This is a genomic window from Kocuria rosea subsp. polaris, assembly GCF_001483755.1.
Lineage (GTDB): Bacteria > Actinomycetota > Actinomycetes > Actinomycetales > Micrococcaceae > Kocuria > Kocuria cellulosilytica.
Window position 1 is genome coordinate 299,144 of sequence record NZ_LQBK01000004.1, and the last position, 15,823, is coordinate 314,966.

The window sequence follows — 15,823 nt, forward strand, 5'->3', positions numbered from 1 at the left end:
GCCTCCTAGTGGGCCACGGCGGCGGCGCCGTGCTCGTCGATGAGGACCCCGGTCTCGAAGCGCTCCAGGGCGAAGGGCTCGTTGAGGGGGTGGGGTTCGTCGTTGGCGATGGTGTGGGCGAAGGCGTAGCCGGCTCCGGGGGTTCCCTTGAAGCCGCCGGTGCCCCAGCCGCAGTTGACGTACATCTGGTCCACGGGCGTCTTGGAGACGATCGGCGAGGCGTCCAGGGTGACGTCCACGATCCCGCCCCAGGTGCGCAGGACGTGGGCGCGGGCGAAGATCGGGAAGAGCTCCACCGCGGCCGCCATCTGGTCCTCGATGACGTGGAAGGCGCCCCGCTGGCCGTAGCCGTTGTAGGCGTCCACGCCGGCGCCCATGACCAGCTCGCCCTTGTGGGCCTGCGAGACGTAGACGTGCACGTGGTTGGACATCACCACGGTCGGGTGCACGGGCTCGTGCAGCTCCGAGACCAGGGCCTGCAGCGGGTGGGACTGGATCGGCAGCCGGAACCCGGCGAGCTCCGCCAGGACGGAGCTGTGCCCGGCCCCGCAGAGGCCGACCTTGCCGGCGTTGATCCGCCCGCGGGAGGTCTCCACGCCCACCACCCGGTCGCCGTCCATGACGAAGCCGTTGACCTCGCAGTTCTGGATGATGTCCACGCCCATCTCGTCGCACTTGCGGGCGAAGGCCCACGCCACGTGGTCGTGCTTGGCGATGCCGGCGCGCGGCTGGTAGGTCGCCCCCATCACCGGGTAGCGGATGTCGTCCCCGATGTTGATGATCGGGCACAGCTCCTTGACCTGCTCCGGGCTGATCCACTCCGCGTCGATGCCGTTGAGCTTGTTCGCGTTGACCCGGCGCACGGACTCCCGGACGTCGCCCAGGGTGTGCGCCAGGTTCATCACCCCGCGCTGGGAGAAGAGGAAGTCGTACTCCAGCTCCTCGGGCAGGATCTCCCAGAGCTTCAGGGAGTGCTCGTACATCGCCGCGGACTCGTCCCACAGGTAGTTGGAGCGGATGATCGTGGTGTTCCGGGCCATGTTCCCGCCGGCCAGCCAGCCGCGCTCCAGCACGGCGATGTTGGTCATGCCGTGGTTCTTGGCCAGGTAGTAGGCGGTCGCGAGCCCGTGCCCGCCGCCGCCGACGATCACGGCGTCGTAGGAGGACTTCGGGTCCGGGTTGTGCCACAGGAAGTCCGGGTGCTCCGGCAGAAGATCAGCCATCAGAGGGCTCCGTTCAGGACGGGGGCGGACAGGTTCGGGTAGAGCGGGAACCGCTCGGCCAGAGCCGTGACGCGGTCGCGCAGAGCGCTCAGGTCCGCGTCGGGGGCGGCGATGAGGGCCTCGGCGATGATGTCGGCCACCTCGGTGAACTCGGCGGCGCCGAAGCCGCGGGTGGCGAGGGCCGGGGTGCCGATGCGCAGCCCGGACGAGACCATCGGCGGGCGCGGGTCGAAGGGGACGGCGTTGCGGTTGACCGTGATCCCGATGCGGTGCAGCCGGTCCTCGCCCTGCCGGCCGTCGAGCTCGGAGTTCCGCAGGTCCACCAGCACCAGGTGCACGTCGGTGCCGCCGCTGACGAGATCGATCCCGGTGGCCATGACATCGGGGGACAGCAGCCGGTGGGCCAGGATCTTCGCGCCCTCCAGGGTGCGCACCTGGCGGTCGGCGAACTCCTCGGTCGCGGCGTGCTTGAAGGCCACGGCCTTGGCGGCGATCACGTGCTCGAGCGGGCCGCCCTGCTGGCCGGGGAAGACGGCGGAGTTGATCTTCTTCGCCAGCTCCTGCCGGCACAGGATCACCCCGCCGCGCGGGCCGCCGAGGGTCTTGTGGGTGGTGGAGGTCACCACATCGGCGTGGGGCACGGGGTTCGGGTGCAGCCCGGCGGCCACCAGTCCGGCGAAGTGGGCCATGTCCACCATCAGGTAGGCCCCGACCTCGTCGGCGATGCGGCGGAACGCGGCGAAGTCCAGCTGCCGGGGATAGGCGGACCAGCCGGCGACGATGAGCCGGGGCCGGTGCTCGAGCGCGAGGCGCTCGACCTCGGCCATGTCGATGCGGTGGTCCTGCTCGGAGACGCCGTAGGCGGCGACCTTGTAGAGCTTGCCGGAGAAGTTGAGCTTCATCCCGTGCGTGAGGTGCCCGCCGTGGGCGAGGTCCAGGCCCAGGATGGTGTCCCCGGGGTCCAGGAGCGCGGACATGGCGGCGGCGTTGGCCTGCGCCCCGGAGTGGGGCTGGACGTTGGCGTGCTCGGCGCCGAACAGCGCCTTGAGCCGGTCGATGGCCAGCTGCTCGACGACGTCGACGTGCTCGCAGCCGCCGTAGTAGCGCCGGCCGGGGTAGCCCTCGGCGTACTTGTTGGTGAGCACCGAGCCCTGGGCCTCCATGACCGCGGCGGGCGCGAAGTTCTCGGAGGCGATCATCTCCAACGTGGACTGCTGGCGCCGCAGCTCGGCGTCGACGGCCGCGGCGACCTCGGGGTCGCTCTCGGCCAACGGCTGGTACAGAGGGGAGTCCTCGTGCACGGTCATGTGCCCTCCTGGAACGTCTTGTGTGTGCAACTGATATATCAGTTGTTCAGGCCTAGTATGTGACAGGGGCCACGTCTGGTCAAGCATGACTTTTCCTGTCGTCGTCATCCGCCGCTCGGGCCCCGCCACGCACGCCGCAGGAAGGGCCCCACATGCTGCAGCACACCGACGAGACCGCGGGAAGCGGACGCTCCCTGGCCGACCAGGCCTTCCTCCGGCTGCAGGACCGGCTGATCCTGCTGGACATCCCGCCCGGCAGTCCGCTCAACGAGGCCCGGCTGAGCGAGGACCTGGGGGTGGGGCGCACCCCGCTGCGCGAGGCGCTCAAGCGGCTGGAGTCGGAGCACCTCGTGGTGACCTATCCGCGCCGGGGCACGTTCGCGACCACCGTGGACATCACTGCGCTGTCCGAGATCTCCCAGGTGCGCGAGGTGCTCGAGCCGCTGGCTGCCCGCCTGGCCGCCGAGCGACGCGGAGGTGCGGCCCGCGAACGACTGGAGCGGCTGCGGGAGCAGCTCGAGGAGCCGGCGGCGGAGGACCGCGAGGACACCCTGCGCTGGGACGTGGCCATCCACCGGGCCGTCTACGCCGCCGCCGGGAACGCGCACCTGGAGACGACCTTGACCCGCTACGGCAATCTGGCCACCCGCATCTGGTGCGTGGCCGCCGACCGGATCCCGCAGCTGCAGGAGCACATCTCCGTCCACACGGCCCTGCTCACCGCGGTGCTGGACGGCCGCGAGCAGGAGGCCGCCGCGATCATGCTCGAGCACATCCGCGACTTCGAGGAGCAGGTGCGGAAGGTCCTCTGAGGCGGCCCTCCACGGTTTCGGTGGCGACTGGTTGCGTTGAACGCAACATTGCGGCGCGTGACGACATGGGTTCAGCGAGAAAAAGGGTGAACCATTGACGGCCGTTGTGATCCTCCTTACATTGAGGCAACAGCGTTGCAAGAAACGCAACTCGTTGAACCTCGGGAGAAGAAGACACATGACCACCTCGCCCACCGCCACCGCCCCGAACGCGACCAGCGTCGCCGAGCTCGAGCGCCTGAAGACCCTGCACAACGGAGTCAAGGAGCAGCTGACCTTCTCCGACGCCGAGTTCGAGCGCCGCCTGTCCGGGCTGCGCCGAATCATGGCCGCCAAGGACCTCGACGCCGTCATCCTGACCAGCTACCACGGCATCAAGTACTACTCGGACTTCCTCTACACCACCTTCGGGCGCAACTACGCCCTGGTCGTCACCGCCGAGGACTCCGTGACGGTCACCGCCAACATCGACGCCGGCATGCCCTGGCGCACCAGCTACGGCGACAACATCGTCTACACCGACTGGCGCCGCGACAACTTCTACTACGGCCTCCAGGAGGCCCTGCGCCGGGGCGGGGTCACCGCCCGCCGGATCGGGGTGGAGGACGACGCCCTGCCGCTGCTGACCCGCCAGCGCATCCAGGCCGCCTTCGAGGGCGCCGAGCTCACCGACGTCTCCCAGGACGCCATGCGCCAGCGCATGATCAAGTCGCCCGAGGAGATCGAGGTCATCAAGCACGGCGCCCGCATCGGCGACCTGGGCGGGGAGGCCATCCGCAACGCGATCCGGGAGGGCGTCACCGAGTACGAGGTCGCCCTGGCCGGCACCGAGGCCATGGTCCACGAGATCGCCCGCACCTTCCCGCACCGCGAGGTGCGCGACACCTGGGTGTGGTTCCAGTCCGGGATCAACACCGACGGCGCCCACAACTGGGCCACCACCCGCCAGCTGCGCCGCGGGGACATCCTGTCGCTGAACTGCTTCCCGATGACCTCCGGCTACTACACGGCCCTGGAGCGCACCCTGTTCCTGGGCGAGCCCGACGCCCGCTCCCGCGAACTGTGGGAGATCAACGTGAAGGTCCACGAGCGCGGCCTGGAACTGATCAAGCCCGGTGCGGTGTGCCAGGACATCGCCGCGGAGCTCAACGAGATCTTCATCTCCCACGGGCTGCTCGCCAACCGCACCTTCGGCTACGGCCACTCCTTCGGGGTCCTCTCCCACTACTACGGCCGCGAGGCCGGCCTGGAGCTGCGCGAGGACATCGACACCGTCCTGGAGCCGGGCATGGTCGTGTCCATGGAACCGATGATCACGATCCCCGAGGGCGAGCCCGGCGCCGGCGGCTACCGCGAGCACGACATCCTCGTCATCGGTCAGGACACCGTGGAGAACATCACTAAGTTCCCCTACGGCCCCGAGCACAACATCATCTCCGCCTGACCCGGACGGTCCCGGTGGCGCCGCCGGAGGGCGGCGCCACCGGGACCCCGGCCGGGTGCGGCCGCCCGGACCCGGGCGGTCGCACCCGGCACCGCCGCCAGTCCCACGCACCCAGGCACACGGAAGGAACCCTGTGGCCAGCACCCGTTTCCTCGAAGACCTCGACGCGCACAGCTACGAGGACTACACGTCCACCGGCCAGGGGCTGGTGCTCATCCCGACCGGGGCCACGGAGCAGCACGGGCCCCACATGCCGCTGGGCGTGGACGCCATGCTCTCCCGTGCCATCTCCGCCGCCGCGGCGGAGGACCTCGACGCCCTGGTCGCGCCGGTCTTCGCCTACGGCTACAAGTCCCAGCCCCGCTCCGGCGGCGGCAACCACCGCACCGGCACCACCAGCCTCTCGGCGCAGGCCCTCATCGCGCAGACCAAGGACGTCGTGCTGGAGCTCTTCCGCCACGGCATCCGCCGGGTCGTGGTCGTCAACGGCCACTTCGAGAACTACCAGTTCCTCTACGAGGGCCTCGACCTCGCGGTGCGGGAGGCCCGGGCCGACGGCCTCGACGGCAGCCGGGCCATGCTGCTCTCGTACTGGGACTTCGTCGACGACGCCACCCTGGAGGCCGTCTTCCCGGACGGCTTCCTCGGCTGGGACATCGAGCACGGAGGAGTGCTCGAGACGTCCCTGATGCTCCACCTGCACCCCGAGAAGGTCGACATGTCACGGGCTCCCGACCATCCCCCCGCTGAACTGACCGCCTACGACGTGTTCCCCGAGGACCCGGCCCGGACCCCCGGCTCGGGATGCCTCTCCTCTCCGGCAGGCGCCACCGCAGAGCGGGGCGAGCTGCTGCTCTCCACCGTCCGTTCCGGGATCGTCCGGGCGGTCACCAGCGAGTTCGGGAAGTGAGATCCACATGAAGAAGTCAGACCCCTCGGCGACGGCCGCCACGGAACCCGTGACCGTGCCGCGGTTCCGCGGGCGGAACCTGCCCGCCCTGGACCGGGCCGTCATCACGGTCCTGCCGCCCCTGCTCATCATCGCCGTGCTGGTGGTGGTCACCCTGGACCCGGGCGGCGCCGCCGAGGCCATCGCCACGGCGCGCACGTTCGTCACCGGGAACTTCACGTGGCTGTTCATCCTCTACTCGCTGGTGGCGGTCGCCGTCTGCGTGTGGCTGGTCTTCAGCCGCATCGGCAAGGTGCGCCTCGGCGGCCCGGACGCCCGCCCGGAGCACGGCAAGTTCGCCTGGTACTCGATGCTCTTCGCCTGCGGGCAGGGCATCGGCCTGATCTTCTGGTCGGTCGCCGAACCGATCCTGCTCCGGGACGACAACCCCGTGGTCCCCGCCGGGCAGGACGGCGCGGCCGAGGGCGCCATGGTGTGGTCCTACTTCCACTGGGGGTTCACGGCCTGGGCCATGTACTGCGTGGTGGCCGTGTGCCTCGCCTACTCCCACCACAACCTCGGCAAGACCCTCACCTTCCGCGAGGCCACGGTGGACATCCTGCCGAAGTGGTCGCAGCGCGGGGCCGGCGTGGTCGTGGAGCTGCTCGCCATCATCGCCACCGTCCTGGGCCTGGCCACGTCCTTCGGCTTCGCCGCCATGCAGTTCAGCTCGGGCCTCTCGTCCTTCACCGGGATCTCCCCGAGCTCGGGCGTCTGGCTGCTCGTGATCCTGGGCCTGGGCGGGCTCACCGCCGTCTCCGCGTTCTTCGGCATCAACAAGGGCATGAAGCGGATCAGTGAGCTCAACTCGGTGCTGAGCATCGTGCTGCTCGTGGCCGTGTTCGTCTTCGGCCCCACGATCTTCCTCATCTCCAACATCACCCAGACCTTCGGCTCCTTCTTCGCCAACTTCGCGGCGATGAGCTTCTGGACCGACGCCGGCACCGCCGGTCAGGGCATCTCGACCTGGCAGGACAGCTGGAACGGCTGGTGGACCGTGTTCATCTGGTGCTGGGTCATCGCCTTCAGCCCGTTCGTGGCCGGCTTCATCGCCCGCATCTCCCGCGGCCGCACCATCCGCGAGTTCGTCATCGGGGTCACCGTGGTGCCCTCGCTGATCGTGATGGCGTGGATCGGGGTGATCGGCTCCGCCGCCCTGCACTACGACGACGCGAGTGAGCGCGGGATCTCCGCGGCCGTCGCGGCCGACACCTCCAGCGGGCTGTTCGTGATGCTCGAGTCCGTGCCGGTCATCGGCTCGCTGCTGCTCGTCGTCGCGACCGTCCTCGTCGCCACCTACTACGTCACCTCCCTGGACTCCGGCGCCCACGCCCTGGCCGAGTTCGTCTCCGCGCCCCGCCGGGCCGGTCCGGTCTTCCGCGTGGTGCTGGTCGCCAGCATCGCCGCCGTGGCGGTCACGCTGCTCACCCTCGGCGGCACCGCGGTGGTCGACACGGTCCAGACCGGCACCATCATCGGCGCCTTCCCCTTCTCCTTCGTCATCCTGTTGATGATCGCGAACCTGGTCCGCCGGCTGCTGACCCGCACCCCGGACACCGTGCGCCTGGAGCGGGAGGTCAACGACCCCTCGCCGGACCCGGACACCGGTGTCCCCGGCAGCGGCACGGTGGAGCGGACCGCGCCGGTGCCCCCGGCGCGGCGGCCCGGGGCGGGTCCCGCACGGGAACCGGTCCCGGAGGCGCTCGCACGGCCGTGACCACCGTGCCGGCCCTCGCCCCCTCACGGCGTGGACGCCGTCAGGGGGCGAGGGCCGGCACAACGGGTCCGGGATGCGGGACCGTGGACCACGGTCCCGCATCCCGGACACACCACAGCGGCGGCACCGCCGCCGTGCAGGAGAATGAGAAGTCCTATGACTGAGTCACCCGCAAGTGCATCCTCGCGCGAAGCGCGCGCCGCGTCCGTCGTCTCCCACGCCCTGCACGTCCTGCGCTGCTTCTCCGCGGACGAGCCGACGCTCGGGGTGACCGAGATCGCCGCCCGCGTCGGCCTGCACAAGAGCACCGTCTCCCGGCTCCTGGTCACCCTGGAGCAGGAGGACGTGGTGGAGCGCGACCCGCAGACACGGCGCTACCGCCTCGGGCTCGGGCTCATCTCCGTGGCCGGGCCGCTGCTGGCGGAACTGGACGAGCGGCGGGTGGCATATCCCGTGCTGCTCGAGCTGACCGAGCAGACCGGCGAGACCAGCGCGCTGCTGGTCTGGAACGGCGACCAGGCGGTCTGCGTGGAGCAGATTCCCAGTCCGCGGCAGATCAAGCACACCACTCCGCTGGGCACCCGCTACAACACGGCCCTCAGCTCCTCGGTGCAGCTCTTCCTCGCGGAGCAGCCCCCGGAGCGGGCCCGGGCGCTGCTCCTGTCCGGCATGCTCGAGCTCCCCGACCCCACCGAGACGAGCATCGACGTCTACCTCGAGGCCCTGCGCCAGGTCGCCGACGACGGGGTGGCCGTCAACTACGGCAGGACCTCCCTGGACGAGGTCGGTGTCGCCGCCCCCGTCCGTGACCACCGGGACCAGGTGGTCGCCGCCGTCATGATCGCCGCTCCGCGCTACCGGGTCACGCCCGAGCAGGCCGAGCTGCTCGCGGCCGCGGCCGTGGCGGCGGCCCGGGAGGTGTCCCTGCGTCTCGGCGCCTCCCCGGTTTCCCGCCGGGCCGGGCGGGCGCCCCTGGAGGCGCGCTGACCCGGTACCTCCTCAGGCCCCGGCGGCCAGGTCCCGGCCGATCGTCTCCCGCAGGATCTCGCTGGTGCCCCCGAAGATCGTCAGCAGCCGGGAGGCGAGATACGCCTGCGCCACCGGGTAGTCGAGGATGTAGCCGTACCCGCCGTGCAGCTGGAGGCACCGGTCCGTGACGGACTTCGCCCGCTCCCCGGCCCAGTACTTGGCCTTGGACGCGCCGACCACGTCGAGCGCCCCCGCGTTGAACGCGTGCACCGCCCGCCGCACGTAGGCCTCGGTGACCTCCACCTCGACCGTCAGCTCCGCGAGCTCGAACCGGGTGTGCTGGAAGTCGAGCACCCGGGTGCCGAAGGCCGTGCGCTCGCCGGTGTACCGGAGCGTGCTCTCCAGGGTGGAGCGGGCCACGGCGCTCGCGGCCACGGCCACCGCCAGCCGCCCCTGGGGCAGCGCCTGCCGGATCTGCCGCAGCCCGCCGCCCTCGGTCCCCACCAGGTTCGCGGCGGGGACCCGGACGTCCTCGAAGAACAGCTCGACGGTGTCGGAGGCCCTGACCCCCATCTTGTCGAGCTGCCGGCCGGTCTCGTAGCCGGGGGAGTCCGCCTTGTGCACCAGGAACAGGCTGAAGCCGTCCTCCCCGGCCCGGCCGGTCCCGCCGTCCGTGCGCGCCAGGACCAGGGCGGCGTCCCCGCTCATCCCGTTGCCGATGAACGTCTTCTGGCCGGTGAGCACCCACTCCTCGCCGTCGCGCACGGCCCGGGTGCGCACCCCGCGCAGGTCGGAGCCCGCGCCCGGCTCGGTCCAGGCCACGGAGGTGACGAGCTCCCCCGTGAGCATCCGCGGCAGCCACCGCTGCTTCTGCTCGCCGGTGCCGTGGGCGAGCAGGTGGGGCAGCACCCAGTCGTCGTGCAGGTGCAGGGCCAGGGCCACGCCGAGGGCGCCCTGCCGGACCAGCTCCTCGTCGAGCACGGCGCGGAACCGGTAGTCGGTCAGGCCCATGCCCCCGAACTCCTCGGGCACCGCGAGGCCCAGCAGCCCCGCCTCGCCGGCGGCCGTCCACAGGCTGCGGGGCATCAGGTGCTGGGCGTCCCACTCGGCGTAGTGCGGAGCCACCTCGCGAGCCGTGAACGCACGGGCCACCTCGCGGAACTCCTCGTGCTCCTCCGCGTAGAACGGCTCGGGGAGCGGCTGGGCGGCCGGGGACTCGGTCACGGAGTGCCTCCTGGGGCGGTGGGGGCCGGCGCGAACGCGGTGCGCAGCGCGGCCCAGGTCATCTCCTCGAGGGCGGCCCGGGCGGTGTCGAGCCGCTCCGCCTCCGGCGGGGTGCGCAGCCGGTGCGCCGTCCGCAGGGAGTGGGGAGTCGAGTTGATGAGCCCGAAGGCGGCCTGGGCGCGCAGGGTGAGCTCCGCGACGTCGCGCGCGGGGGCCAGGTCCTGCAGGGCGTCCACCCACAGCGTCACGTAGCCGCGCTGCAGGGCCCGGACCGTGTGGCGGTCCTCCTCGGTGAGGTTCGGCAGCTCCCGGTCCTGCACCACGATCACGGCGGGCCGGTGCAGCGCGAACTCCACCTGGAAGGAGATCAGCGCCCGCAGCCGCCGGGCCGGATCGGGGGAGCGGGCCACGACCTCGCGACCCCGGTCCAGCAGGTCGTGGCTGACCTCGAGCAGGACCGCGCCGAGGACCGCCTGCTTGCTGGGGAAGTGCCGGTAGACCGCGGGGCCGCTGACCCCTGCGGCCGCGCCGATGTCGTCGATCGAGACGCCGGCGAAGCCCCGCTCGGCGAACAGCGCGGCGGCGGCGGTGAGCAGGTCCTCGCGCCGCTGGGCCTTCGCCCGTCCGCGCACGGTGGTGGGCGGACGGGGGGTGTGCTCGGTCTGCGTCACGGGTCCTGCTCTCGGTCGCGGATTCCTGGACATCCTAGTGAGTCGCCACTAACCTGAACTCCAAGTTAGTCGATATTAACCGAAATGGCACCCCAGGCCGCCGCCCGGACGGAGGGAACCGATGCGCGTGCTGAGCACCGAGGTCGATCCGGGCGGCGCGGAGTTCGCCGCCAACACGGCCGCCCAGCAGGAGCTGGTCGAGGAGCTGGCGCGGCGCCTCGATCGGGCGGCCCGGGGCGGCCCGGAGGCCTCCCGGCAGCGGCACGTGGGGCGCGGCAAGCTGCTGCCGCGCGAGCGGGTGGACCACCTCCTGGACACCGGCAGCCCGTTCCTGGAGATCGGTGCCCTCGCCGCGGAGGGGATGTACGACGACGAGTGCCCCGGGGCCGGCGTGATCGCCGGGATCGGCCTGGTCCACGGCCGGCAGGTGATGGTCGTGTGCAACGACGCCACGGTCAAGGGCGGCACCTACTACCCCATGACGGTCAAGAAGCACCTGCGCGCCCAGGAGATCGCCCTCGAGAACCGGCTGCCCTGCGTCTACCTCGTCGACTCGGGCGGGGCGTACCTGCCCCTGCAGGACGAGGTCTTCCCGGACCGGGAGCACTTCGGGCGGATCTTCTACCACCAGGCCAACCTCTCCGCGGCCGGGATCCCGCAGCTCGCGGCCGTGCTCGGCTCCTGCACCGCGGGCGGGGCCTACGTCCCGGCGATGAGCGACGAGACGGTGATCGTGCGCGAGCAGGGCACCATCTTCCTGGGCGGGCCGCCGCTGGTGAAGGCCGCCACCGGGGAGGAGGTCACCGCCGAGGAGCTCGGCGGCGGGGACCTGCACGCCCGCACGTCCGGGGTGGTCGACCACCTCGCGGAGAACGACGTGCACGCCCTGGGGATCCTCCGGGACATCGTGGCGACCCTCCCGCCAGCGGGTCCCCGCGCCTGGCCGGTGCTCGATCCGGTGCCCCCGGCCGTGGCCGAGGACGAGCTCGCCGGGGCCGTGCCGGTGGACCCCAACTCCGGCTACGACGTGCACGAGGTCATCGGCCGGCTCGTGGACGGCAGCCGCTTCGCCGAGTTCAAGGCCGAGTACGGCACCACGCTGGTCACCGGCTTCGCCCACGTGCACGGCCACCCCGTGGGGATCGTGGCCAACAACGGGGTGCTCTTCGGGGAGTCGGCGCTGAAGGGCGCGCACTTCGTGGAGCTGTGCGACCAGCGGGGGATCCCGCTGCTGTTCCTGCAGAACATCACCGGCTTCATGGTGGGCCGCGACTACGAGGCCGGCGGCATCGCCAAGCACGGCGCCAAGATGGTCACCGCCGTGGCCACCACCCGGGTGCCGAAGCTCACCGTGGTGATCGGCGGCTCCTTCGGGGCCGGCAACTACTCGATGTGCGGGCGGGCGTACTCACCGCGCTTCCTGTTCCTCTGGCCCCAGGCGAGGATCTCGGTGATGGGCGGGACCCAGGCCGCCTCGGTGCTGGCCACCGTGAAGGCCGACCAGCTGGCGGCCCGCGGGCAGGAGTGGGACCCGGCCGAGCGCGAGGCGTTCATGGCGCCCATCCGGGCCCGGTACGAGTCCCAGGGCAGCCCCTGGTACTCCACCGCCAGGCTCTGGGACGACGGCGTGATCGCCCCCGCCGACACCCGGGAGGTGCTCGGACTGGCCCTCGAGGTCTGCTCCCGGGTCCCGCTGCCCGAGCCCGCCCTCGGCCTCTTCAGGATGTGAGCACCGTGACTGCCGGCACGCCTCCCGCCCGCTTCGACGTCGTCCTCGTGGCCAACCGCGGCGAGATCGCCCGCCGGGTCCTCCGCACGCTCAGGGCGCTGGGCATCCGCTCGGTCGCCGTCTACAGCGAGGCCGACCGGGACGCGGTGCACGTGCGCGAGGCCGACGTGGCCGTGTGCGTGGGCCCCGCCGCCCCGGCGCAGAGCTATCTGCGCATCGACGCCGTGCTCGGGGCCGCGCGGGCCACCGGCGCGCAGGCCATCCACCCCGGCTACGGGTTCCTGTCCGAGAACGCCGCCTTCGCCCGGGCGTGCGCCGCCGCCGGGATCGTGTTCATCGGCCCCGGCACCGAGGCGCTCGAGACCATGGGCGACAAGATCCGCGCCAAGCAGCACGTCGCGGCCGCCGGGGTGCCCGTCGTCGCCGGGGTCTCGGAGCCCGGGCTCGACGACGACGCCCTGGTCGCCGCGGCCGCCGGGATGGACTATCCCGTCCTGATCAAGCCCTCGGCCGGCGGCGGCGGCAAGGGCATGCACGTGGCCCGCACCCCCGCCGAGCTGCCGGAGGCCCTGGCCACGGCCCGGCGGGTGGCCGCGGCCGCCTTCGGGGACGACACCCTCCTGCTGGAGCAGCTGATCGAGTCCCCCCGGCACATCGAGGTGCAGGTCCTCGCCGACGCCCACGGCGCCGTGGTGCACCTGGGGGAGCGGGAGTGCTCCCTGCAGCGACGGCACCAGAAGATCATCGAGGAGGCGCCCTCGCCGCTGCTGGACCCCGCCACCCGGGAACGGATCGGGGAGGCCGCCTGCACGGTGGCCCGCTCCGTCGGCTACACCGGTGCGGGCACCGTGGAGTTCCTGGTGCCGGCCGCGCAGCCCGAGACCTTCTTCTTCATGGAGATGAACACCCGCCTGCAGGTGGAGCACCCCGTCACCGAGCTGGTCACCGGCGTGGACCTCGTGGCCCAGCAGCTCCGCGTCGCCGCGGGAGAGCCGCTGGGCCTGGCGCAGGAGGACGTCGTGCTCACCGGCCACGCGGTCGAGGCCCGGCTCTACGCGGAGGACCCCGCGCGCGGCTTCCTGCCCACCGCCGGGACCGTGCTGGCGCTGGAGGAGGCCTCCGGCCCCGGGATCAGGGTGGACTCCTCGCTGGCGCCGGGTCTGCGGGTGGGCCCGGACTACGACCCGATGCTCGCCAAGGTCGTCGCGTGGGGCGCCGACCGGGCCCAGGCCCTCGACCGGCTGGACCTGGCCCTGGCCCGCACCGTGGTGCTCGGGGTCGGCACCAACACCGAGTACCTGCGCGCCCTGCTCGCCGATCCCGGCGTGCGCGCCGGGGACGTGGACACCACCCTCGTCGAGCGGCGCCTGCCCGAGCTGGAGTTCACGGCCCCCGACGAGACGCACCTCGCCGCCGCGGCCGCGTTCCTCGCCCGGCACCACCCCGCCGATCCGCGCCCCGCCGGAGACCTGAGCCCCTGGTCCCGCCCGGACGGCTGGCGGGCCACCGGGCGCGCCCGGCCCGCGGTGGTGCTGGCCCACGGGCTCGAGGAGCCCCGCCGGACCGTCGTGGACCCCGCCGTGCGCCTGAGCCCGCTGCCGGGCCGTCCGGCCGCGCACCTGCTCGAGGCCGGCGGCACGTCGCGGGTGGTCCACCTCGCCGCGGCCCCCGACGGGCTCAGCGTCTGGGTGGGCGAGGACGGCTTCGCCGTGCAGCTCGACGTCCTGTCCCGCGAGGCCCTGCTCGAGCGGGCGCTGGCCGCCCTGGAGCGCACGGCCGGGCCCGCCGCCCCGGAGCTGCACTCGCCCATGCCCGGCACCGTGGTCGCCGTGCCCGCGGCCACGGGGGAGCGGGTCGCCGAGGGCCGGACCGTGGTGGTGGTCGAGGCCATGAAGATGGAGCACCGGCTGACCGCGCCCACCGCCGGCACCGTCGAGGTCCTGGTCCGGCCGGGCGAGCAGGTGCGGCTGCACCAGCTGCTCGCCCGCGTGGTCCCCGACGCCTGTCAGCCGACCGAGCCCCTTCCGACCGACCAGGAGCAGAGCACATGAACTTCGAGCTCGACGAGGAGTACCAGGACCTCTCCGACACCGTCCGCGACTTCGCCGACGAGGTGATCGCCCCCGTCTCCGCGCGGTACGACGCGGCCCACGAGTTCCCCTACGACATCGTGGCGCAGATGGGGGAGATGGGCCTGTTCGGCCTGCCCTTCCCCGAGGAGTACGGAGGGATGGGCGGGGACAGTTTCGCCCTGTGCCTGGCGCTGGAGCAGATCGCCCGGGTCGACCAGTCCGTGGCCATCACCCTCGAGGCCGGGGTGTCGCTGGGCGCCATGCCGATCTTCCGCTTCGGCACCGAGGTGCAGAAGCAGCAGTGGCTCCCCGACCTCGCCGCGGGCCGGGCGCTCGCCGGGTTCGGTCTCACCGAGCCCGAGGCCGGCTCGGACGCCGGAGGCACCCGCACCACCGCGAAGCGCCAGGACGGGCAGTGGGTGCTCAACGGGGCCAAGGAGTTCATCACCAACTCCGGCACGGACATCACCCGCCTCGTGAACGTCACCGCGGTCACCAGCACCACGGAGCTGCCGGACGGGCGGGTCCGGAAGGACATCTCCACGATCATCGTCCCCACGGACACCCCCGGCTTCCGCGCCGAGAAGGCCTACGACAAGGTCGGCTGGAACGCCTCGGACACCCACCCGCTGTCCCTCCAGGACGTCCGGGTCCCCGAGGAGAACCTGCTGGGGGAGGAGGGCCGGGGCTACGCCAACTTCCTGTCCGTCCTGGACGAGGGCCGCATCGCCATCGCCGCCCTCGCCACGGGCGCGGCCCAGGGCTGCGTCGAGGAGTCCGTGCGCTATGCGCAGGAGCGGCAGTCCTTCGGGCGCCCCATCGGGGCGAACCAGGCCGTGTCCTTCAAGATCGCCCGCATGCAGGCCCGCGCGCACACCGCACGGCTGGCCTACTACGACGCCGCGTCCCGGATGCTCGCCGGCCGGCCGTTCAAGACGCAGGCCGCGATCGCCAAGCTCGTGGCCGGGGAGGCCGCGATGGACAACGCCCGGGACGCCACCCAGGTCTTCGGCGGCTACGGGTTCATCAACGAGTCCCGGGTGGCCCGCCACTACCGGGACGCCAAGATCCTCGAGGTCGGCGAGGGCACCACCGAGGTGCAGCTCATGCTCATCGCCCGCGAGCTGGGACTGTGAGGAGGCTGCCGTGACCGGGGAGCGCAAGGTGGTCCGCCAGCGCGGGCTGTGGTTCGAGGAGTTCGCGGTCGGCACGGTCTACGAGCACGCCCCGGGCCGGACCGTGACCGAGGCGGACAACGTGCTGTTCACGACCCTCACCATGAACACCCAGTCCCTGCACCTGGACGCCGCGTGGTCCGAGCGCCAGCCCTTCGGCCGGCGGCTCGTGAACTCCATGTTCACCCTCTCGACCCTCGTGGGGGCGTCCGTGGCCCAGCTGACCCAGGGCACCATCGTGGCGAACCTCGGCTTCGAGGAGGTCGCCTTCCCGCACCCGCTCTTCCACGGGGACACCCTGTACTCGTCCTCCGAGGTCCTCGGCGCGCGGGCCTCCTCCTCCCGGCCCGGGCAGGGAATCGTCCGGCTCCAGCACGTGGGCCGCAACCAGGACGGCGCCGTGGTCGCCCGGTGCACCCGCTCGGTGCTCGTGTGGTCCCGCGACGCCGCCCCGCAGTGACCGCCCGCCGCAACTTCCACGGCGATCCCCGCAACGACCCCGCCCGCAACGACCCCGCCCGCAGCGAGACC

13 protein-coding genes are annotated in these 15,823 nt (G+C 72.1%); 9 read left to right on the forward strand and 4 right to left on the reverse strand.

Annotated elements, in window-relative coordinates; translation table 11 throughout:
* Positions 1–5 precede the first annotated feature (5 nt).
* Both AVL61_RS03805 and glyA read right to left on the reverse strand, forming a co-directional pair.
* On the reverse strand, positions 6–1,223 hold the full coding sequence (locus tag AVL61_RS03805) for a sarcosine oxidase subunit beta family protein (RefSeq protein WP_058873010.1): 1,218 nt from the start codon (positions 1,221–1,223) through the stop codon (positions 6–8).
* On the reverse strand, positions 1,223–2,530 hold the full coding sequence (gene glyA / locus AVL61_RS03810) for a serine hydroxymethyltransferase (protein WP_058873011.1): 1,308 nt from the start codon (positions 2,528–2,530) through the stop codon (positions 1,223–1,225). The genes AVL61_RS03805 and glyA overlap by 1 nt, the downstream gene beginning before the upstream one ends.
* 152 nt (positions 2,531–2,682) lie before the next feature.
* Between glyA and AVL61_RS03815 the strand changes: the two genes are divergently transcribed.
* From AVL61_RS03815 to AVL61_RS03835, 5 genes are all read left to right on the forward strand, one after another.
* Positions 2,683–3,342, forward strand: a complete 660-nt coding sequence (locus tag AVL61_RS03815; RefSeq protein WP_058873012.1) for a GntR family transcriptional regulator — start codon at positions 2,683–2,685, stop codon at positions 3,340–3,342.
* 178 nt (positions 3,343–3,520) lie between these two features.
* Entirely contained in the window at positions 3,521–4,786 is a 1,266-nt protein-coding gene (locus AVL61_RS03820) for a M24 family metallopeptidase (protein WP_058873013.1), read from the forward strand.
* Positions 4,787–4,919: 133 nt separating this feature from the next.
* Entirely contained in the window at positions 4,920–5,696 is a 777-nt protein-coding gene (locus tag AVL61_RS03825) for a creatininase (RefSeq protein WP_058873014.1), read from the forward strand.
* Between the two features lie 7 nt (positions 5,697–5,703).
* Positions 5,704–7,452: a BCCT family transporter gene (locus AVL61_RS03830; RefSeq protein ID WP_058873015.1), complete on the forward strand. Its 1,749-nt coding sequence runs from the start codon at positions 5,704–5,706 to the stop codon at positions 7,450–7,452.
* A gap of 156 nt (positions 7,453–7,608) precedes the next feature.
* Positions 7,609–8,439: an IclR family transcriptional regulator gene (locus AVL61_RS03835; RefSeq protein WP_082696936.1), complete on the forward strand. Its 831-nt coding sequence runs from the start codon at positions 7,609–7,611 to the stop codon at positions 8,437–8,439.
* 12 nt (positions 8,440–8,451) lie between these two features.
* Here the strand turns inward: AVL61_RS03835 and AVL61_RS03840 are convergent, their stop codons facing one another.
* Together AVL61_RS03840 and AVL61_RS03845 are read right to left on the reverse strand one after the other, a co-directional pair.
* Positions 8,452–9,645 (reverse strand): acyl-CoA dehydrogenase family protein, encoded by a 1,194-nt coding sequence (locus tag AVL61_RS03840; RefSeq protein ID WP_058873017.1) that lies wholly within the window; start codon positions 9,643–9,645, stop codon positions 8,452–8,454.
* On the reverse strand, positions 9,642–10,316 hold the full coding sequence (locus tag AVL61_RS03845) for a TetR/AcrR family transcriptional regulator (RefSeq protein WP_231738270.1): 675 nt from the start codon (positions 10,314–10,316) through the stop codon (positions 9,642–9,644). The genes AVL61_RS03840 and AVL61_RS03845 overlap by 4 nt, the downstream gene beginning before the upstream one ends.
* 121 nt (positions 10,317–10,437) lie before the next feature.
* On the opposite strand from AVL61_RS03845, the gene AVL61_RS03850 reads away from it, so the two are divergent.
* The 4 genes from AVL61_RS03850 to AVL61_RS03865 are packed head-to-tail and all read left to right on the forward strand — an operon-like array spanning position 10,438 to position 15,752.
* A complete protein-coding gene (locus AVL61_RS03850; protein ID WP_058873019.1) occupies positions 10,438–12,045 on the forward strand; it encodes a carboxyl transferase domain-containing protein in 1,608 nt (535 codons plus the stop codon).
* On the forward strand, positions 12,042–14,096 hold the full coding sequence (locus AVL61_RS03855; RefSeq protein ID WP_157571278.1) for an ATP-binding protein: 2,055 nt from the start codon (positions 12,042–12,044) through the stop codon (positions 14,094–14,096). Before AVL61_RS03850 ends, AVL61_RS03855 begins: the two co-directional genes overlap by 4 nt.
* Complete coding sequence (locus AVL61_RS03860; protein WP_058873020.1) at positions 14,093–15,253, forward strand: acyl-CoA dehydrogenase family protein; 1,161 nt, start codon at positions 14,093–14,095, stop codon at positions 15,251–15,253. Before AVL61_RS03855 ends, AVL61_RS03860 begins: the two co-directional genes overlap by 4 nt.
* A 10-nt stretch (positions 15,254–15,263) precedes the next feature.
* Positions 15,264–15,752 (forward strand): MaoC family dehydratase, encoded by a 489-nt coding sequence (locus AVL61_RS03865; RefSeq protein WP_058873021.1) that lies wholly within the window; start codon positions 15,264–15,266, stop codon positions 15,750–15,752.
* Positions 15,753–15,823 lie beyond the last annotated feature (71 nt).

What these genes read in the sequence shown, in the direction of transcription:
- AVL61_RS03850 (WP_058873019.1), top strand. Translation starts at nt 10,438, where the DNA reads ATGCGCGTGCTGAGCACCGAGGTCGATCCGGGCGGCGCGGAGTTCGCC.
- AVL61_RS03815 (WP_058873012.1), top strand. Translation starts at nt 2,683, where the DNA reads ATGCTGCAGCACACCGACGAGACCGCGGGAAGCGGACGCTCCCTGGCC.
- AVL61_RS03860 (WP_058873020.1), top strand. Translation starts at nt 14,093, where the DNA reads ATGAACTTCGAGCTCGACGAGGAGTACCAGGACCTCTCCGACACCGTC.
- AVL61_RS03835 (WP_082696936.1), top strand. Translation starts at nt 7,609, where the DNA reads ATGACTGAGTCACCCGCAAGTGCATCCTCGCGCGAAGCGCGCGCCGCG.
- AVL61_RS03820 (WP_058873013.1), top strand. Translation starts at nt 3,521, where the DNA reads ATGACCACCTCGCCCACCGCCACCGCCCCGAACGCGACCAGCGTCGCC.
- glyA (WP_058873011.1), bottom strand. Translation starts at nt 2,530, where the DNA reads ATGACCGTGCACGAGGACTCCCCTCTGTACCAGCCGTTGGCCGAGAGC.
- AVL61_RS03830 (WP_058873015.1), top strand. Translation starts at nt 5,704, where the DNA reads ATGAAGAAGTCAGACCCCTCGGCGACGGCCGCCACGGAACCCGTGACC.
- AVL61_RS03805 (WP_058873010.1), bottom strand. Translation starts at nt 1,223, where the DNA reads ATGGCTGATCTTCTGCCGGAGCACCCGGACTTCCTGTGGCACAACCCG.